The 19,473-nt window shown below is 46.9% G+C and carries 20 protein-coding genes; 6 read left to right on the top strand and 14 right to left on the bottom strand.

Going from position 1 to position 19,473, the window contains the following annotated elements; genetic code table 11:
- Positions 1 to 76 precede the first annotated feature (76 nt).
- The gene (locus RJ32_RS06865) at positions 77 to 856 is read left to right on the top strand and encodes an acetoin reductase (RefSeq protein WP_011234043.1); all 780 of its coding nucleotides are present in this window, start codon (positions 77 to 79) and stop codon (positions 854 to 856) included.
- Positions 857 to 914: 58 nt separating this feature from the next.
- Here the strand turns inward: RJ32_RS06865 and RJ32_RS06860 are convergent, their stop codons facing one another.
- The gene (locus tag RJ32_RS06860) at positions 915 to 2,081 is read right to left on the bottom strand and encodes a DUF3179 domain-containing (seleno)protein (RefSeq protein WP_034820547.1); all 1,167 of its coding nucleotides are present in this window, start codon (positions 2,079 to 2,081) and stop codon (positions 915 to 917) included.
- A 168-nt stretch (positions 2,082 to 2,249) separates the two neighbouring features.
- Between RJ32_RS06860 and RJ32_RS06855 the strand changes: the two genes are divergently transcribed.
- A complete protein-coding gene (locus RJ32_RS06855; protein ID WP_034820544.1) occupies positions 2,250 to 4,421 on the top strand; it encodes a TonB-dependent siderophore receptor in 2,172 nt (723 codons plus the stop codon).
- A gap of 190 nt (positions 4,422 to 4,611) precedes the next feature.
- Positions 4,612 to 5,760: an L-threonine dehydrogenase gene (yiaY, locus tag RJ32_RS06850; RefSeq protein WP_034820542.1), complete on the top strand. Its 1,149-nt coding sequence runs from the start codon at positions 4,612 to 4,614 to the stop codon at positions 5,758 to 5,760.
- 88 nt (positions 5,761 to 5,848) lie between these two features.
- Here the strand turns inward: yiaY and RJ32_RS06845 are convergent, their stop codons facing one another.
- Positions 5,849 to 6,295 (bottom strand): hypothetical protein, encoded by a 447-nt coding sequence (locus tag RJ32_RS06845; protein WP_034820539.1) that lies wholly within the window; start codon positions 6,293 to 6,295, stop codon positions 5,849 to 5,851.
- 90 nt (positions 6,296 to 6,385) lie between these two features.
- Between RJ32_RS06845 and RJ32_RS06840 the strand changes: the two genes are divergently transcribed.
- Both RJ32_RS06840 and RJ32_RS06835 read left to right on the top strand, forming a co-directional pair.
- Positions 6,386 to 6,994 carry a superoxide dismutase gene (locus RJ32_RS06840; RefSeq protein WP_034820536.1) on the top strand — a complete coding sequence of 203 codons (609 nt, stop codon included), beginning with the start codon at positions 6,386 to 6,388 and terminating at the stop codon, positions 6,992 to 6,994.
- Positions 6,991 to 7,884: a ZIP family metal transporter gene (locus RJ32_RS06835; RefSeq protein ID WP_034820533.1), complete on the top strand. Its 894-nt coding sequence runs from the start codon at positions 6,991 to 6,993 to the stop codon at positions 7,882 to 7,884. Before RJ32_RS06840 ends, RJ32_RS06835 begins: the two co-directional genes overlap by 4 nt.
- Before the next feature lie 510 nt (positions 7,885 to 8,394).
- Here the strand turns inward: RJ32_RS06835 and RJ32_RS06830 are convergent.
- The 3 genes from RJ32_RS06830 to RJ32_RS06815 all read right to left on the bottom strand — a co-directional run bounded on the left by RJ32_RS06830 (position 8,395) and on the right by RJ32_RS06815 (position 10,105).
- Entirely contained in the window at positions 8,395 to 8,631 is a 237-nt protein-coding gene (locus RJ32_RS06830; RefSeq protein ID WP_016341294.1) for a hypothetical protein, read from the bottom strand.
- Positions 8,632 to 8,919: 288 nt separating this feature from the next.
- A complete protein-coding gene (locus RJ32_RS06820) occupies positions 8,920 to 9,522 on the bottom strand; it encodes a hypothetical protein (protein WP_016341296.1) in 603 nt (200 codons plus the stop codon).
- Between the two features lie 187 nt (positions 9,523 to 9,709).
- Positions 9,710 to 10,105, bottom strand: coding sequence for a helix-turn-helix domain-containing protein (locus RJ32_RS06815; RefSeq protein ID WP_011234052.1), 396 nt, complete (start codon positions 10,103 to 10,105; stop codon positions 9,710 to 9,712).
- Positions 10,106 to 10,184: 79 nt separating this feature from the next.
- Here RJ32_RS06815 and RJ32_RS06810 point away from each other — a divergent pair, with 79 nt between their 5' ends.
- Positions 10,185 to 10,676 carry a DUF2938 domain-containing protein gene (locus RJ32_RS06810; protein ID WP_011234053.1) on the top strand — a complete coding sequence of 164 codons (492 nt, stop codon included), beginning with the start codon at positions 10,185 to 10,187 and terminating at the stop codon, positions 10,674 to 10,676.
- 49 nt (positions 10,677 to 10,725) lie between these two features.
- Here the strand turns inward: RJ32_RS06810 and mazG are convergent, their stop codons facing one another.
- Genes mazG through lepB form a run of 9 tightly spaced genes read right to left on the bottom strand, consistent with a single transcriptional unit; the run spans position 10,726 to position 19,471 of the window.
- Positions 10,726 to 11,499: a nucleoside triphosphate pyrophosphohydrolase gene (gene mazG, locus RJ32_RS06805; RefSeq protein ID WP_082815446.1), complete on the bottom strand. Its 774-nt coding sequence runs from the start codon at positions 11,497 to 11,499 to the stop codon at positions 10,726 to 10,728.
- A gap of 22 nt (positions 11,500 to 11,521) precedes the next feature.
- Positions 11,522 to 13,711, bottom strand: a complete 2,190-nt coding sequence (gene relA / locus RJ32_RS06800) for a GTP diphosphokinase (RefSeq protein WP_034820529.1) — start codon at positions 13,709 to 13,711, stop codon at positions 11,522 to 11,524.
- 3 nt (positions 13,712 to 13,714) lie between these two features.
- Positions 13,715 to 15,067 (bottom strand): 23S rRNA (uracil(1939)-C(5))-methyltransferase RlmD, encoded by a 1,353-nt coding sequence (gene rlmD / locus RJ32_RS06795; RefSeq protein ID WP_034820526.1) that lies wholly within the window; start codon positions 15,065 to 15,067, stop codon positions 13,715 to 13,717.
- Positions 15,068 to 15,094: 27 nt separating this feature from the next.
- Positions 15,095 to 15,475 carry a holo-ACP synthase gene (gene acpS / locus RJ32_RS06790; RefSeq protein ID WP_034820523.1) on the bottom strand — a complete coding sequence of 127 codons (381 nt, stop codon included), beginning with the start codon at positions 15,473 to 15,475 and terminating at the stop codon, positions 15,095 to 15,097.
- The gene (pdxJ, locus tag RJ32_RS06785) at positions 15,475 to 16,203 is read right to left on the bottom strand and encodes a pyridoxine 5'-phosphate synthase (RefSeq protein WP_034820520.1); all 729 of its coding nucleotides are present in this window, start codon (positions 16,201 to 16,203) and stop codon (positions 15,475 to 15,477) included. Before pdxJ ends, acpS begins: the two co-directional genes overlap by 1 nt.
- 39 nt (positions 16,204 to 16,242) lie before the next feature.
- Positions 16,243 to 16,947, bottom strand: a complete 705-nt coding sequence (gene recO, locus RJ32_RS06780) for a DNA repair protein RecO (RefSeq protein WP_034820517.1) — start codon at positions 16,945 to 16,947, stop codon at positions 16,243 to 16,245.
- A gap of 3 nt (positions 16,948 to 16,950) precedes the next feature.
- A complete protein-coding gene (gene era, locus RJ32_RS06775; RefSeq protein WP_034820514.1) occupies positions 16,951 to 17,868 on the bottom strand; it encodes a GTPase Era in 918 nt (305 codons plus the stop codon).
- A complete protein-coding gene (rnc, locus tag RJ32_RS06770; RefSeq protein WP_034820511.1) occupies positions 17,865 to 18,554 on the bottom strand; it encodes a ribonuclease III in 690 nt (229 codons plus the stop codon). Before rnc ends, era begins: the two co-directional genes overlap by 4 nt.
- The gene (lepB, locus tag RJ32_RS06765; RefSeq protein WP_034820508.1) at positions 18,551 to 19,471 is read right to left on the bottom strand and encodes a signal peptidase I; all 921 of its coding nucleotides are present in this window, start codon (positions 19,469 to 19,471) and stop codon (positions 18,551 to 18,553) included. Before lepB ends, rnc begins: the two co-directional genes overlap by 4 nt.
- Positions 19,472 to 19,473 lie beyond the last annotated feature (2 nt).

Below are 19,473 nucleotides of genomic sequence, written 5' to 3'. Positions count from 1 at the left end.
TTTGATCTGCATTTGCGAAACTTAACCGCAGCGCATATACTCTAATTGAAGTGCAATCTTCAAATAGGAGTACGTTATGTCTATACAAAATAAAGTAGCTTTAGTGACTGGAGCTGGTCAGGGCATTGGGCGCGCTATAGCTTTGCGATTGGCAAAAGATGGTGCCGACATTGCCATTGTGGACCTAAACGAAGACAAGATGAATGAAGTCTCCCGAGAAGTAGAAGCATTAAACCGAAAAGCAACAACATTCAAGGCTGATGTAAGTGACAGAGAGCAGGTTTACGCTGCCATTGATCACGCTGAAAAAACGCTTGGTGGTTTCGACATCATGGTGAACAACGCGGGTATTGCCCAAGTTCAGGCAATTGCGGATGTCACTCAAGAAGAATTAGATAAAATTCAGAAAATTAATGTTGATGGTACTCTTTGGGGCATTCAGGCAGCAGCGAAGAAGTTTATTGAGCGCAAACAAAAAGGCAAAATTATCAATGCCTCCTCTATCGCGGGTCATAACGGTTTTGCATTATTGGGTGTTTACTCATCAACTAAGTTCGCCGTGCGCGCGTTAACTCAAGCCGCAGCCCTGGAATATGCAAGCCAGGGTATTACGGTAAACGCCTACTGCCCCGGAGTCGTTGGCACCGATATGTGGGTTGAAATTGACAAACGCTTTGCTGAACTTACTGATGCGCCCGTAGGCGAGACATATAAAAAGTATGTTGATGGCATTGCTCTTGGCCGCGCGCAAACACCAGAGGATGTAGCAAGTTTTGTATCTTATCTGGCTGGCCCCGATTCTGACTACATGACGGGTCAGGCTCCGTTAATTGATGGCGGTATCGTTTTTCGTTAAGAGAGTCATCGTATTCCACATACCGATGAATCGCTAAATTTCCGGTATTTGCTGGTGCTTATTTGCAATGCACCAGCTTACTGCCGGGGTGAAACAGCTTCCAGGAGAACCAATATTCATCGGAAATAGCTACAGGAACCAGGTTCGATTCTATTTCGCCTTTTATAAACTTACCGCGAACATCCCATACCGTTCCGCTTTTAGTGTCGCAAAGCGTGCTGTTAGCACCGGGTTCAATGCTCACCGGCTTTTCCTCGACTGAGCTTTTAAAACCAAGAACTGAGCCGTTCACAGCGACAAGCACAACACCTAACTCTTCGTTGTTAACCACGCCCTGCTTTAGTAACTCGTCTTTAAGGTACATAACCTGCGGGTTAGCGATTTTATCGGTAATGCCCACCACATGCGTTCGGGGCGAAAAGGTATTATCCCGGTTTTTTGATGACAGTCCTGGGGTCAAACCATTCGCTATAACCTTTTTCCAAAGCCCTTTAACGGGAAGCTCAAACGCTTTAAAGTCCTGTTTCGTTACTTTTACTACTTCAGGGCAAGGGTTTAGCTTTTTCACCTCACTCCAGGTTAAAACCTGAAACGGGATCATTGTTAGTGTATACGGGTGTAACTTGCCAATAACCGATTCACAACTGGCTTGCTGAAAAAAGGTTTTAGTTTTCTTGTCAGCCACAATCATATTCGCGTTTTTAAACGAGCCGACAAATAAAGGGCCAATATCGGTGACATCGAAAGGAATAATACTGTGGCACATGGCGCAGTAAGTTAACGCCACCAGTTTGTCCTCGAAACGGTCATTAATAATGTGGTGATGTATTACATAGTCCAGCGGGTACGCCTTAGTAACACCATTATACTCAATAACAGCCAGCTCCATGTTGTCCTGAAGAGAAAGCTTCAGCGGATCATCTGCCATGGAGGGAAAATCAACAGCTTTAAACGCGTTTTCCTGATGCATTCGGTGCGCTAATACAACGGCCAACGCCATTAGGATAAGAGGAGGAAACGTCCATAATGGCAGCGCGTCAATTTGCCAGCTCATTAGCAAAGTACCGATAACACCAGCAACCAGCACAGCCCAGGTAAAAGGCTTTCGAATAAAGTAATGGTAATACGACCACTGAACAGGAAACGACTGGATAAGCGTCATATATACGGCAGCAGCGCTCACTGCCAGAGACAAAATTGCGAATGCATAAAAGATAAATACCATAACGGTCTCTCAGTTAAAGCAAAAAAGCGGCGCATGCGATTACCGAAGTAAACATCATCTCATTAAATAAAGCCATAGCGGCAATAGCTCACCTTAAATACAATTGATAATAGTTATCATTAACATTATAGTAACCTCTCTACACTTTACACAGGCGAGGATATAAAGGTGATAACTCAGCATTTAAAAAAATCCCCTCTTCACTTAGCGGTATTACTGGGCATAGGCGCAGCCTCAGCTGCTTTGCCGTCTTACGCTCAGGACGAAAGCAGCAAAAGCGAAGAAATGGAAAGAATTGAAATTAAAAACTCTTACACAACACGTGTTATGGATTATTCCACCGGGCTTAACCTCTCACTTAGAGAAACCCCGCAGTCAATGACCGTAATTACCCAACAGCAGATTGACGATTTAGCAATAACAGAAATTGCTCAGGCACTCCGATACACCACCGGCATTAACGTCAACCGAGCCGAAACAGATCGCATTTTTCCGACCGCACGCGGGTTCTCTATTGATAACGTGCAATTTGACGGTGCTAATGTGCGCGGTGCTTACGGTGGTGTTGAAGGCGACTTTCTCTCTGACATGGCCGTTTATGAGCGTGTAGAAGTGATTCGGGGCGCTGCAGGTTTACTCCAGGGGGCGGGCAATCCATCAGCCGCTATCAATTTAATTCGTAAAAAACCAACGGAAGACCTCCGCTCTTCTATTAACATTAAAGCCGGTCGATGGGATTTAACCCGAGCGGAAGCCGATGTCTCGTCAAGTCTTGGTTTTGACGACAAGTTAAGGGGACGCTTTGTTGCGGCTTATCAGGATGCCGGTTCTTACATGGACAGTGTAGAGCGTGATAAAACGATTCTTTACGGTATTCTGGAAGCTGACATAACGCCCTATACCGAAGTCAATTTCGGTGTCGACTACCAGAAACATCATGTTGATGGAATAAGTTACGGTGAGCCCGTACCTTTATATTACAACGACGGTACACGTACTGATCTCCCCCGCTCCAGCAATACCGGAAGTGACTGGACCTACCGGGATCGTGATCGCAACATTACTTTTGCCTCACTGGAGCACCGTTTTGCCAACTTTTGGCAATTTGATTTCTACGCCAGCCATATTGACGGGCATTATGATGACAAAAGAATGTATGTAACCGGATTTCTTGATCGGGACACCGGCCTCGGACTTGGAGCCAGCCCCAGCTCGACCAGAGGTGACTGGAACCAATATACTCTGGACTTTAGACTAAGCGGTCCGTTTGAGCTTTTAGGACGCCAACATCAAATGGTTGTCGGCTGGAACAGTAACCTTGAAGAAAATGACCGAAGCAGACGACCTGCACTGTCAGCAATTGAGCCATGGAGCTTTTACCAATGGGATTCTGTCTCTGAACCAGAATTTGCATCGGCATCTGACTATATCTGGGGCTGGGAAACTAAGCAAAGCGGATTTTACAGTGGTGCGCAATTTGACCTAGCGGAGCCTTTGTCCCTAATTGTAGGACTTCGCACCAGTTCATGGTCGCATGAAGAGTACAACTACACTCCCGAGGCTATGAGCTCCCCTGTCACCGCGGTGGATGAATCTGACTCCGGTGTTATTACCCCATACGCAGGCATTGTTTACGACATTAATGATCATTTCTCCACCTACGCCAGCCTGACCGATATCTACAACATTCAAACTCAAAAAGATCGGTATGGTAATTTGCTTGACCCTGTGCACGGCGAAAACTATGAAATAGGTCTGAAAGGCGAATTCTTTAACCAACGACTGAATTTTTCAACCGCTGTATTTCAGGTTAAACAAAAGAATGTCGCTATTCCGGATATTGAAGTTATTGTTAACGGTCAGCCAGAACAGCGCTATAAAGCTGAAGACGGTGTAGAAACAAAAGGATATGAAGCTGAACTCTCAGGTGAACTTATGACCGGACTTCAAGTTTACGCCGGTTATACACACCGGGTAGCCCGCAACAATGAGGGTGAAAAAGTCAGCCGCCAGGCGCCTGAAGATATGGTAAGAATAACCAGTTCTTATAGCTTTGCAGAGAATTTGCCGGGGTTTACTCTGGGTGGCGGGCTTCGCTGGCAGAGTGAAGTATTTCCGTCAAGAAACCAAGGTGTGGGCCCTAATGGTGAAATTCCCCGTCAGGAAAGTTATACGGTTGCCGACCTGTTTGCCCGCTATCAGATCTCTGACAGCCTTACTGCGTCATTAAATATTAACAACCTTTTTGATAAGAATTACTTTGAAAGTGTCGGCGTGTACAACTACGGCTCTTATGGCGAACCACGTAATATCAGTGCCAGTGTGCGCTGGGACTTCTAAGGTATTGCCCTTTCATGATCTAAAAAATCGATATAGCCCTGCTACTACGTATGATAGCGGGGCTATATGCAGACTCTCTGGTGTGCTGATTTTATCTTTACGCCAAATTATTGATTCAGATCAAGCTATTCGGCGAAACAAAGGAACACAATAATAGAATATAAATTCACTGACAGAAAAGGCTAATGCCATGAGCAGTACTTTTTATATTCCAGCGGTCAATATTATTGGCGAGAACGCCCTTAAAGATGCGGCTACGCAAATGGACAACTATGGCTTTAAACAAGCCTTGATAGTCACCGACCCCGGCATGACCAAACTGGGCGTTACTGCCGAAATCGAAGCCCTGCTCAAAGAGCATGGAATAGACAGCCTAATTTACGATGGCGTACAACCCAACCCGACAGTAACGAACGTGAAAGCCGGGTTAGATGTTCTGCAGAAACATCAATGCGATTGTGTTATTTCACTAGGTGGAGGTTCAGCTCACGACTGCGCCAAAGGTATAGCCCTGGTTGCCACTAATGGCGGGCATATTAGTGACTATGAAGGCGTTGATGTCTCGAAAAAGCCACAACTGCCACTCATTAGTATTAATACCACCGCAGGCACAGCGTCCGAAATGACCCGCTTTTGCATCATTACCGATCCGGAACGCCATATTAAAATGGCAATTGTCGACCAAAATGTGACACCAATTCTGTCGGTTAACGACCCAAGGTTAATGGTCGGTATGCCTGCCAGCTTGACTGCAGCAACAGGCATGGATGCGCTGACCCATGCCGTTGAAGCCTATGTATCTACCGACGCTACGCCGATTACCGATGCCTGTGCCATAAAAGCCATAGAGATTATCCGGGACAATCTGCACGAAGCGGTTCATAACGGAGCGAATATGGAAGCTCGTGAGCAAATGGCTTACGCACAGTTCCTGGCGGGTATGGCGTTTAACAATGCGTCTCTGGGTTATGTACATGCCATGGCGCACCAACTCGGCGGATTCTACGACTTGCCGCACGGTGTCTGCAACGCGGTTTTATTGCCTCATGTGCAACGCTACAACAGTCAGGTTGTCGCACCGCGCCTGAAAGACATTGGTAAAGCACTGGGCGCAGAAGTACAGGGATTAACAGACAAAGAAGGGGCTGACGCTGCTATTGCCGCCATTGTAAAACTATCTCAAAGCGTCAATATTCCGGCTGGTTTGGAAGAATTAGGGGCAAAAGAAGAGGACTTTAATACATTGGCAGACAATGCCATGAAAGACGCTTGTGGCCTGACTAATCCAATTCAACCCAGTCACGAAGACGTTGTTACTATTTTTAAAGCGGCTTTTTAACCGGAGTCTTTTAAGCTTAGCCGTCCGACATCGGACATAGCTAAAGTTTATTGTACTGTGCTAACAAAATCCTATACCTGCGGCTACATTAATGTAGCCGCGAATACGCTGATGTATCATATCCAGCAACGGTAGTCCCATTCATAGGCATAGTTTGTTCCTCTGTTTCCTTGTACGTAAACATGAGTTGTCGCAACTTGCAGCCTTCGCGAAGCATAGCTATAGCGGCCGGATGATCTGACGAAAGCGTATTCTGTAACTGCTGAAAATTGTGTAATGCCCGACTTAACAGAGAAACGCAGCAATTCACGCGATTTTGACGATTATATGTCTCAGACAGATTCTGCACCGCAATTGACAAGCAAATAATAACCTCGCCAGCCTGCTCATGCTGGTTTTTCAGGATATCACTCAAATGTCCTCGTAACAGAAGAATACTATTCATGTAGTAATGATTGGCATTTTGCCATTGTCCCTGCTCAAACTCATAATTCCCCATACGCTGTAACATTTTCCAATTCTGTATCAGTTCCATAATAACCTCCTGCGTTACTCATCAGCATGCCTTGCAATTTAATTAAATGATAATGATTACCGTTAACTTCAAATTAATCAGGAGTAAACTATGTGCTTTAAATTACCTGCGTTACCCTACAACTACGATGCACTTGAGCCTCATGTCGATGCCATGACAATGGAAATTCACCATCAGCGACATCACCAGACCTATGTCAACGGTCTGAACCAGGCACTGGCCGAAACCCGTTACGAAAAATGGGACTTATCTGAACTGTTACGACAAATTGAGAGTATACCTAGTAATATGCAGTCTGCTGTGCGTAATCATGGTGGTGGCCATGCTAACCACTCATTGTTCTGGGAGGTAATGTCGCCTGACGGTGGCGGCGAACCAACAGGCAATCTGGCTAAAGCCATAGAGACCGACATTGGCGGCTTTAAGGCCTTTCAGGAACAATTCACTCAGGCTGCGGTCAGTCGGTTTGGTAGCGGCTGGGCCTGGTTAGTGATTAATGCCAACGGACAACTTGAAATAACCAGTACAGCGAATCAAGATAGTCCATTAATGGATGGACTGACTCCCATACTCGGGCTGGATGTTTGGGAACACGCTTACTATTTAAAGTATCAGAACAAACGTGCAGACTATATTGCAGCATTTTATGAAGTGGTTCACTGGCCGGAAGTTGCCAGGCGTTTTGAGGAACATGAATGAAGGTAATGGAATTATTTCAACCGGGTTGGCGTCTTGGAAGCAAGCTAGTCGGTTGGTTCGTCCTGGTTTTGGGCGCTGGCTATGGTTTATATCAGCTCATTCTGTTAATGCAGAATCAGGACCATGTACGCTACGCGTTTTATGCCGGAATGGTAGCGGCTGGAGCCACGGCTGCGGGTACCCTTCCCGCTCTTTTCTCTCGTGGATTATCAACTCGTTTACATGCTGCAATATTGGGGTTTGGCGGCGGAGTTATGCTGGCAGCCAGCATTTTTTCTCTCATTGTACCGGCGTTAGATCTATTTGAAGTAGCGACACAAACCGCTTGGCATGCGCCGCTAAAAGTGTCTGCGGCTATACTTTTGGGCTCTTTTTTAATGATGGCTCTGGAGCGCAGTGTCCCACATGAGCACTTTATTAAAGGTACTGAAGGACGCCAGGCACTGATATTGAAGCGCAGTTGGTTGTTTGTTTTTGCAATTATTCTGCACAATATTCCTGAAGGGTTGGCAATAGGCGTAGCTTACGCCGGCGATGACACAGTCGGAGCGTCCACTCTGGCAACCGGTATTTCTGTGCAAGACATACCTGAGGGCTTTGTCGTAGCCATGGCTCTATTGGCCGCAGGTTATAGCCGTAAGATAGCAATTGGTGTCGGGATGTTATCCGGTTTGGTGGAGCCATTAATGGCTGTTATTGGCGCCATTGCATTAAGCAACTCAGCTGTGCTGCCCTGGGGGCTGGCTATGGCCGCGGGTGCTATGTTATTCGTCATCAGTCATGAAATGATTCCCGAGTCACACAAACAAGGCCACGAAATGTCTGCAACGAATGGTCTGATGCTGGGTTTCGTGCTGATGTTTGTGCTGGATACAGCCTTGGGTAGTTAGCGCTCAGCTTAACTACCTGAAGCGAATTCGCATTTTCTTTTAAATAAGTAACAGTTTCCGTTTTCATAGCATTTTTCACAAAGCTTATTTATCAAGTAACCACATGACAAAGGCGTACAAGTTGGTAAAAAGGTAAAAAGCACACAGACACAGTGTCACAAAATAAACTGAAAACAGCACCACTTTGGGTACTACTTCCCTGACTAGCCACAGGAAGCCTGATGCGGCTAGCCAACAAGGCAATGCCGCGGTCAATGCTAAAATCACAACTTGCATATACTCGTGGCGATACTCCGCAGCGGAGTTAGCGTAATACCCGAATGTGTATTTTCGTTAAATCGACTACTTTCGAACAAAGCGACACATACCTTTCCCGAGGTTTTCGCCGTCTCGCGCAATAAACTCGTAATGCTGATAAAAAGCCTCTTTTCATTTTGTGACTCTGGTCACCCATTCAGCAAGGAACTGTCTAACGACATTCCCTCTTACTGACAGGGTCATTATATTCAACTACTGGGACTCAGTATTTTCAGACAAGCTCTCTTTAACAAATAGCTCTACGAGTACTTTCTGAAAAGTGTACAAACAAGCACCTATAGAGAAAAACGCTATCAATATCGGTGAAACAGGAGCACCTTCAAAAAGATAGCCGTTTAGAATTTGGCTTGCAACTACTAGTAAAATAACGGCAATGGCTGGTTTTACGCTATGTTTATTTATCAATTTTGAGATATCTCTTTTTGTCATTCTGTTTTCTCCATAAATCCAACTAAGTAAACCATTTCATTTTCTTGATGGACTCACGAACTGATAATTCTTAAACAAAATATAGCCAGCGAAAAGTATCATCAATAAAATAAAACTCGAAAACATCAAAGAAAAATCACGTTTCGCCAAGCTTATAAAGGTAAAAACTCCTAACGGAAAACAGCAAACCAGAATCTCAATAAAAGCTATTTTAAACCATGGCTTTTTAACCATACTGTTCATTAACCCTCCCCATTAACTCATAACTCTTGAACACATCCAGATCACCTACTCGGCCTCCCCACAATTAGGAATAGCATTAATATTGCGCTGAATATCGCCGTCTAATTTAGTGATATCCATGTCCTCAAGGAACAAGAAAAAATCTTCATCGTCTTGAGTCTTTAAATAAACATCCAACTCTGAATTACTCCATGAGAAGTTATCGCCACGGCAGGCAGAGACTAGTCTCACGTTCATACTGCCAGCTCCTCCGGCCTCATTCTTACTACGATACTCTTTTACAGCTTTCTGCCCTTCATACATTGTCTGTGCGTCTTGTTTTGATAACTGCATGATCGTTATTTTCTCGTTGTCCTCAATATCTTCTTTTAAGTTATCAGGAACGAGGTAGTCATCATTAATTATTACCGGAAAATTATGACTAAAACTGTATTCAGGATCGTCAGTTCGAAAATCAAAATCAATAACCACGTCGCCATCGCGCACGTCAACGCCTTCCGGGGCCTTTACCGCAACAACCAACTGCTTCGGATCAGTCTCTAAAGGATTTAGATCCATCAGTTTTATCATGGTGCTAAGTGGAATGTTACTGCATGCCGTTGCCAGAGTTAGAATGCTGGCTAGTAAAATTATTTTTATTTTATTCACAATGAATCCTAATTGTAAAAACCAAATGTAGAATTACATCTTATATTGTTGAAAAAATGTAACTCCTGCAAATAACTGACTATGGTTATGCAGTAAAGTTTCAATCTTGGTTTAGGAAATTAATTTTCAGTGAACACCGATAAGATAGGCAAGAACCGGAAAGTTGGTTGTTATTTTGGCGAAACGGTTATTTAGACCATGCCCCATCTGCCGCTAATCCAAGCAGACGACGAAATTTCGGGCACTCCATATGGCTTGGCGCGGAACAAGCGGCAGCATGTCGAAGGCCGTCGCGCATTCCTGTTAACTTTTGAATCGTTCTATCCAGTTCATCGGCCTTATTCGCTAATAACTCTCTATCTATATTGGGTTTTCCCTTTGAGCCGATCATGCGTGCAATTTCATCAAGTGAAAAACCTGCCGCCCGCCCAAGAGCGATCAATGCCAATTGATCGAGTATGTTCGCGTTAAAAACCCTACGCAACCCTTGCCGCCCGACAGAAGTGATCAGTCCTTTCTCCTCATAGAAGCGCAAAGTAGAAGCTGGAACTCCAGAAAGTTTGGCAACCTTAGCAATATCCATAAATTCCTCTTGACCTAAAGTTAACTTTAAGTTGTACGCTGTCATTGGTTCAAAATCAAGACGAACAAAGGAGATAATTATGAGCAATTTTCTAGTTATAGTATTAATCGGGTTTGGAGCAACTGCAGTGATGGATTTGTGGAGTATCGTGCGTAAATCGCTGCTTGGTATCCCTCTTCCAAACTATGGAATGGTTGGGCGCTGGATTACCCACATGACTCACGGTCAATTCAGACATAACGCCATTGCGAAGTCCCGTAAGGTAACCGGGGAGCATTTTATAGGATGGACGGCGCACTATATAATAGGCGCTATTTTTGCTGCGTTACTCATTACTATTTGGGGAGAGTCGTGGCTTCACAATCCGACAATTACCCCGGCACTACTAGTCGGTATAGCTACCGTTTTAGCCCCTTTTCTCATTATGCAGCCAGGTATGGGAGCAGGTATTGCAGCGTCCAAAACACAACACCCAGCCTCTGCCCGACTACAGAGCTTAATAACACATACAATTTTTGGTCTCGGCTTATATGTATCCGGCTGGGTAGTAAGACTTTTTTACTCAATATAGAAATACCCGAACCGCTGGTTCAGCCGCATTTCCGATCGCAGGCTTGCCCTTACGCCTTCTTAGCTTGCTGCCAGAGCGTTTCAAGCTCTTCAAGATTGCAGTCGGTTGGGTGCTTGCCTTGCTGACTTAAGCTTCGCTCTATGTGCTGAAAGCGGCTTTTGAATTTGTCGTTAGCGCGTTGTAGCGCGGCTTCGGGGTTTACTTGTTTGTGGCGGGCTAAATTAACGACGGCAAACAATAAGTCACCAATTTCCTCTTCAATATGGTCTTGGTCGGTGGCTTCTTTTACTTCCTGAATTTCTTCGTCAACTTTGGCGTAAACGGGCTCGGCTTCGGTCCAGTCAAAACCTACTGATGCAGCGCGTTTTTGCAGTTTGGCGGCTTTTAAAATGCTGGGCAGTTGGCTGGGTATGTCGTCAAACACAGAGCCTTTGGCATCTTTCTTTGTGCGCTCCTGCTGTTTTATCTGTTCCCACTGAGCTTTAATTTCAGCGTCAGACAGATTGCGCTCCGCATCGGTGCCGAATACATGCGGGTGTCGGCTTATCAGCTTTTCGGCGGTATGTGCAGCTATGTCATCCAGCTCAAATTGCTGCTCTTCGCGCGCTAACTGAGCATAAAACACCACCTGAAACAGTAAATCGCCCAGCTCATCTTTTATCGACTGCCAGTTACCCGACTGAATGGCATCTACCACTTCATAGGTTTCTTCTATGGTGTAAGGAATGAGCGAGGTCATGTTCTGCTTTAAGTCCCAGGGGCAACCGCTTTCGGGGTCACGTAATCGGGTCATTACCTGTTGCAGTTGTTGCATGCCTTTCACTGAGGTACCTCTATTGTTTCAACTAAAGCTTTAAAGTAATGCGCTGAACTTGCTCAACACCATGAACCTGGCGCAGTCTGTCTGTAATGCGGCTAAGCGCGTCGCTGTCTTTTACGGTCAGAGTTAACACTACGGTGGCCGACTGTGACTGAGCATCGCTTTCGCTGTCCATTTGCGCCACTGCCGCCTTTTCATTCGACAGCACGCTGGTAATGTCATGCAACAAACCGTTACGGTCTAAAGCCGACACACGCAGGCTTGCTCGGTATTCCTGTTTGGAATGCCCCGACCAGGACACTTCAATACCGCGCTCGGGGTGCTGATGCAATAAATGCTTCAATTGATCGCAGTCGCTGTGGTGCACGGACACGCCCCGCCCCTGAGTAATAAACCCGGTAATAGGTTCACCCGGCAGCGGCTCGCAGCAGTTAGCAAAGTGCATCATCAGATTACCAATGCCCTCTACCGTTACGTCAGACTTCGGTGTTTTTGGCGACTGCTTGGCTTTACGACGTTTAGTTAAGCGCTCTACTTTGTCGGCTTCGGTTTCCTGCGGTTTCAGGAAATTCACCACCTGATGCAGTCGCACATCGCCCGCGCCGATAGCAGCTAACAAATCATCCAGCGTAGGCACGTTAAAGCGCTCGACCGCTTTACTAGCATCTGCCACATGCAGTTGATACTTCTGCAGTTCGTTTTCCAGTAACTCTTTACCGGCCTGCAGGTTCTTTTCTCTGTCTTCTTTTTTGAAGTAGGTGTGAACCTTGGCCCGCGCTCGCGAGGAATGCAGATAACCCAGTTGCGGGTTCAACCAGTCGCGCCGTGGCTGGGCGTTTTTCTGAGTCAGAATTTCAACCCGGTCACCGTTTTGCAACTGGTAAGTAAAAGGCACAATGCGGCTGTCGATTTTAGCGCCAATGCACTTGTGCCCTACCTGGCTGTGAATGTAGTAAGCAAAATCGAGCGGGGTTGAGCCCATGGGCAAATCCACTACCTCGCCCTTCGGGGTAAACACGTACACACGGTCTTCAAACACCTGCGAGCGAATTTCATCTACCAGAGTTTCGCTGCCGGCCATGTCTTCGTGCCAGGCCAGTAGCTTACGCAGCCAGGCTATTTTGTCTTCAAAACCGTGGCGTTTACCGGCGGCTGCGCCCTCTTTATACATCCAGTGCGCGGCCACGCCCAACTCGGCGTCGTCGTGCATGTCGTGCGAGCGTATCTGAATTTCAACGTTTTTGTGCTCAGGCCCTATAACCACCGTGTGAATGGATTGGTAGCCGTTGGGTTTAGGCGTTGCCACGTAATCGTCAAACTCGGACGCAATATGGCGCCAGCTGGAATGCACCACGCCCAGTGCGGCGTAACAGTCCTTCAGGTTCTGCGTCAGAATGCGTACGGCACGAATGTCGAACAGTTGGTCAAACTGCAGGTGCTTTTTCTGCATTTTGCGCCAAATAGAATAAATATGTTTGGGGCGGCCATAGACATCGGCATCAATACCCTGCTGCTTCAGTGACTCCTGCAGACCCGACACAAAGTTATCTATGTAGAGTTCACGGTCGGTACGGCGCTCATCCAGACGCTGAGCAATGGTTTTGTAAGTTTTAGGATGCAGGTAACGGAAAGAAATGTCCTCCAGTTCCCACTTCAGCTGCCCTATACCTAACCGGTTAGCCAGTGGCGCGTATATTTCTGCGCACTCTTTAGCGGCCAGTACCCGGGTTTCTTCGTCGGCTTTCTTCACTTCACGCAGGTAGCAAATGCGTTCGGCCAGTTTTATCAGCACCGCGCGCACATCTTCCACCATAGACAGTAACATGCGTCGCACGTTGTCTATCTGGCTGCCGTCTGGCTGGCCGTGTTGGAAGTGTTGTAAGTCACCAATGCTTTGCATTTGCTGCACATTACGCAGCAGCACAATCAGGGTTTTCGATTGTTTACCGGTGAGTTTGTCTAAATCGAGCTTGCCTGCTTCCAGCAACGGCACATACAACGCCGCCAGCAAGGATTCTGCATCCAGCTTTAGTGGTGCCAGTATTTCGACCATTTCCTGGCCTTTCAGCAACGCATCGGCTTCCTCAGGAAACTGCTGCTTCAGTTGCTGAAAAGCACTTTCTAACGGCTCAGGATCACTCACAGCGTTCAGCCAATGCTGTTCACTGTCTTTGTATTTGGGGTCATCCACGTGGGTACTGCGTACATGGACCATGATTTACGACGCTCTCTCCAGACAAACCATAGTTTCAATGTGATGGGTTTGCGGAAACATGTCAACTGTACTCAGGCCAATTATGCGGTAATTGCAACCTTTGCTTTCGGTTAGCATGCCGGCAATATCCCGCGCCAAAGTATCCGGTGCGCAGGAAACATACAAAATGCGTTGCGGTCTGTGTTCGGGCTTCAGCTTATGCAGCAACTTCACCACACCTTCAGCCCCCGGTCTTGCAGGATCTAAACACCACAAATCGGCGGGTTCGCCTAAGTCTGAAGCGATAATTTCGTTTAAGTCGGCGCTAAGTGAACTCAGGTTATCCATACCGTTGTTTTCGGCGTTAATGCGCGTCTGCTCGGCCATGCGGTAAACACCTTCTACCGCCAGTACCGACTTTGCCCGGCGCGCCAAAGGCAGACTGAAGTTACCAATACCGGCGAAAAAGTCATACACACGCTGTGTTTTTTCCGGCTTAAGCCAGTCCATAGCCTGTTGCACCATGCGCTGGTTAATACTGCCGTTAACTTGTAGGAAGTCACCCGGCTGAAAATACAGTTTATCACCGTCAATGCTGGTATCAAAAGGCATTGCGGCTCCGGCTAAAGGCTGCAGATCGTTCTCGCTCTGTAACCAAATATCGGTTTTATTGGCTGTTTGCCACTCCTGCAACGCCTGCATGGCGTCGCCCGGCAGCGCTTCCGTTATACGCAGCAAAATAATGGGGGTATTGGTATTAATAGCCTCAATATGGCCGAGCTTGCTGGCAACAGCCGCTGTATTTAACAAAGGGTATAAGGCATTGACACGTTGCAGCAGAATTTCATCGGCTACCAGGCAGTCCTGTATGGCGACAATATGGTGGCTTTGTGCTTCTCGGAAGCCAATCAGCAGTTTTTGTTCTTTGCCCAACCAGCGCGTTGCCAGCCTCACTCTGCGGCGGTAACGCATCGGTTCACTAACAAGCGGTTCCTGCCACGGCAGACTGCTGGTTTGGGGATTAAATACGCCGAACTTCAGAAACAGCTCTTCCACCACTTGCCGCTTATGAGCCAGCTGTTTTTTCTCGTCTATGTGCTGAAAGTCACAACCTCCACAGCTAGCATAATACTGACAAGGCGCTTCGCGACGGTCGCTACTGGGCTCCAGAATACGCTCTAAATTACCACTGTGTTTGCCGGCAGTTTTGTACTCTATGATCTCGCCCGGCAAGGCGCCCATAATAAAACGAGTGGGCTGACCTTTTACGGCTGCACGTACAACTGCACGCGCCTGATGGTCAAGTGCTGACACCTGACCTTTTAGGGTTTTACTTACGGACTTATTGCGCTTCTGCGGCTTAAAAAATTGCGCCATGTTGGTTTTACTTTACCTAATTTATTTCTAGTCTGTTTCTAAAATAACCGTTGCTACCGCGTAGTGCTTTTCGTCACTAATGGATAAATGGCTGCCGATGATACCCTGCTCTTTTACCCATTGTGCCGCGGTTTCGGTGAAATACCATTCAGGTTTACCGTATTCGTTATGTATTACCTGCATATGCTGAAAAGACAATCCGGCGGAAATACCACGACCAAAAGCCTTAGAGCAGGCTTCTTTGGCAGCAAAACGTTTGGCCAGAAAAGCTGCTTCATCAACCGAGGCTGTCATTTCTTCCTGTTCTTTTGGCGTTAACACGCGTTTCACTAAACTGTTGCCACGCGCTAACGACTGCTCTATACGGGCTACTTCAACAATGTCAGTACCTAAGCCCCAAATTGCCATTAGCGTGCCTTATCTAAAATATTGCGCATATCGCGCACAGCCTGATCCAGGCCAACCAATACCGCACGGGCAATAATCGAATGACCTATATTCAATTCACAAACTTGCGGAATTTCCGCCACTTCTAATGTGTTGTGGTAATGCAGACCGTGTCCAACGTTTACCTGCAAGCCAATAGAATGCGCGTATTCGGATGCTTCCATTAAGCGAGCCAGTTCAACGGTGCGCTGCTCTTCAGTTTCGGCCTCTGCGTATTGCCCGGTATGAAGCTCGACAATGGGGGCGCCGGCTTCTTTAGCAGCGTCTATTTGCTTATGGTCAGCGTCAATAAACAACGAAACCTGAATACCGGCATCGCTCAAGCGACGGGTGGCATCGGTTATAGCCTCTAATTGACCGGCAACATTCAGGCCGCCTTCAGTCGTCAATTCCTGACGTTTCTCCGGCACCAGACAACTGTAGGTAGGCTGAGTTCTTATCGCTATGTCTAGCATCTCTTCGGTAACGGCCATTTCCAGATTCATGGGCACATTAAGCGTTTGCTTCAACATAGCAACGTCGCGGTCAGTAATATGACGGCGGTCTTCACGCAAATGAATCGTAATGCCATCGGCACCCGCTTGTTCGGCAATAGCTGCGGCAGCTACCGGGTCGGGATAACGTACACCGCGTGCATTACGCAACGTGGCCACGTGATCAATGTTAACGCCCAGGCGTAAACCTTTCATTATTCAGCTCCTTTCGCTTTTCGGCTAGTTCTTTTCAATTCACTGACGCTTAGTGCCTCGGAACAATTCACGACTGCGCAGCGGTTTGTCACCTAAATAAACCGCTAAGGCGTCACGCATAATATATTTTAGCAGTCTTAAGCGGTTTTCGTCGTCAACGTCCCACGCAGCCAGCTTTTCAATATCCGCCACTGAATACGCCCGTTGTTGATTGTCTCTGGCTTGGGTCACAAAGCCATGGTCGGGAATAAAATAGCACCACTTAGAGTCGGACAGCGCCTTACCGGTGTCGGCGTCATAATGCCAGTCAAACGCCGCTCCCAAATGCTGCAATAACTGCCATTCAAACTGACGCAAAGCAGGCTCTACACGCTTGCTGTTGGTCATGTTTTGTAAGGCTGACGAATAGCTTTCAAAAAGCTCAGGGGCTTCAGCTTCTGCCGGCACCAGCCGTTGGATTAACTCGTTGAGGTAAAAACCACTGTAAAGTTTATCGCCCTGCAACAGCAGTTTTTGGGTTGTCTGCTGCGGTTCCAGCAAGGTTAAGGTTTTTAAGTCGCTGCGCCCCTGAAACTCGGCCAGCAGTGGCATAAAAGGTTGTGCTAAACCGCGCCAGGGGCTTTTCGGGCGCTTAGCCCCTTTTGCCACCACCCGAACCCGTCCCTTATCTTCAGTGAACAGATCCAGAATGAGACTGGTTTCCTGATAGTCCCAACGATGCAACACCAGTGCCCGCTGCGCCACCGGTTAATCTTCCCGGTAGCCCAGACTTTTTAACGCTCGTTCGTCGTCCGACCAACCAGATTTGACCTTAACCCAAAGTTTCATCATGACTTTGTTGTCCAGCAGTTTTTCTAAATCGCGCCGTGCTTCAGTGCCTATGGTTTTCAGTTTACTGCCACCCTGGCCGATGATCATCCGCTTCTGCGCTTCACGCTCAACCAGTATTAAAGCATGAATGTGAGTGGTACCTTTTTCAGACTGACCAAACTGCTCAATTTCCACCGTAGTTTCATAAGGCAGTTCGTCGCCGGTAAAACGCATAAGTTTTTCGCGTACAATTTCAGCCGCCATAAAGCGTACAGAACGGTCGGTTACATAGTCTTCCGGGTAATAGTGGTAGCCTGGCTGCAAATGCGAGCGAACAATTTTTCTCAACTCGTCGACATTGTCACCGTGTGTTGCCGATATAGGCAGAATGGCATCAAACTTATGCTGTTCATTAAGCCACTGCAAGTGCGGTAATAAACGCTCTTTGTCTTTCAATTGGTCAACTTTATTAACCAATAACACCACAGGAACTTTACTACGCTGAATTTTCTCCAGCACCATTTTATCGTCTTCTAACCACTTTAAGTTTTCAACCACAAACAGCACTAAGTCTACGTCTTTTAACGCAGAGGAAGCAGTCTGGTTCATCACGCGGTTTATGGCACGAGGTTCTTCTTTGTGCATACCCGGCGTGTCAACATAAATGGCCTGACAGCCATCGTCGGTGTCCACACCTAAAATACGGTGGCGGGTAGTCTGAGGCTTATTCGAGGTAATGCTGATTTTCTGCCCCAGCAACCGGTTAATCAGTGTGGATTTCCCCACATTCGGACGACCAACAATGGCGACAAAGCCGCTGTGTTTATTCTCGTCCAGTTCTATATCCAGCGTCATGCGCTCTCCTGCAAATGTTCTAATGCGGCCGTTGCTGCAGCCTGTTCGGCTTTACGGCGGCTGGTACCTGTGCCTTTAAAAGGGCTTTCGATACCTTCTACAGAACAGTTTACGGTAAATTGTTGATTATGCGCCTGCCCCTGTGTAGCGACCACGTCGTACTCAGGTAGAGGCTTCTGACGCGCCTGCAGTAACTCCTGCAAGCGTGTTTTCGGATCTTTCTGGCTGGTACCAGGTTCAATCAAGGTTAACTGGGGTTCGAACCAGTTAAGAATGACCTGTCGAATGGTATCCATGTCACTGTCCAGATAAATGGCACCAATAATGGCTTCTACTGCATCGGCAAGAATGGACTCGCGACGATAACCGCCGCTTTTTAACTCGCCCTGACCCAGCGACAAAAAATCGCCCAGCCCCATTTTTTTTCCAAGCTTCGCCAAAGAACGACCACAAACTATGGCAGCGCGCATACGGCTTAAATCGCCTTCTGCTACTTTGGGGAATTTTTGATACAAAGCTTCAGCTATCACCAGACCTAAAATAGAATCACCCAGAAACTCGAGGCGTTCATTGTGCGTTGATGAAGCACTACGGTGGGTCATTGCCTGACGCAATAACTCCTGCTGTTCAAAGCTATGACCAACAATTTTTTCCAGTTCCGTTAAAGGTGGTTTGGGCAAACTCACTCAATACTCCCTAGCCTTTCAAATCGAACTCCCGTAGGAACCCACGACGGCAACCAACTATCGCTACTGCGATCCATTTCAAAACTCATCCAGATGAATACCGCTCTGCCAACCAGCAGCTCTTCGTCAACAAAGCCCCAATAGCGGCTGTCACGAGAATTATCGCGGTTATCACCCATAGCAAAATACTGGCCTTCAGGCACCACCCACTCGTCTTTCTGTGTGCCCGGCTGATTAAAATACGACATAGTCCGTGGCGCAACACGTGGGTCGATAAGAATTTCGTGGCTCACATCGCCTAACTGTTCTTCATAGGTACGCAATGGCGACGAACCAGAGAAATACTCACCATCTTCTTTTAATGAGGTGGATACCACCTTCATTTCTTCACAATCTTTCTCGCCAGCGGCACACGCAGGCTGAATATAAAGTGACTTATTACGGTAAATAATACGGTCGCCAGGCAAGCCAATAACACGCTTGATGAAATCTATACTAGGTTCTTCCGGATATTTAAATACGGCAATATCGCCGCGTTCAGGCAACGAGGTATCCACCAACGTCTTTTGAAAAAGTGGATCTTTAATACCGTAGGAAAACTTTTCTACCAGAATAAAGTCGCCCTTTAGTAAGGTTGGCATCATTGAGCCTGACGGTATCTGAAATGGCTCATACAACAAAGTGCGTACAACCAGTACTAAAGCAATAACCGGGAAAATAGACTCGCTCAGCTCCATAAGTTTAGGCTGAGGTGCCAGTGTGTCAATTTGCTGTTCGGTTAAAGCCTTGGTTGTTTTTGTCTCAACCTCAGCAATAACCGCTTTACGCTTTGGCTTCAGTACTCGCGCATCGTAAAGCCATAACAACCCGGACAGAACGGTAATAACGGTTAAAATAATTGAAAAATAATTGGCCATTT

It is taken from the genome of Idiomarina sp. 28-8 (assembly GCF_000320945.2).
GTDB lineage: Bacteria > Pseudomonadota > Gammaproteobacteria > Enterobacterales > Alteromonadaceae > Idiomarina > Idiomarina loihiensis.
This window is presented reverse-complemented; position numbering and strand designations above follow the sequence as displayed.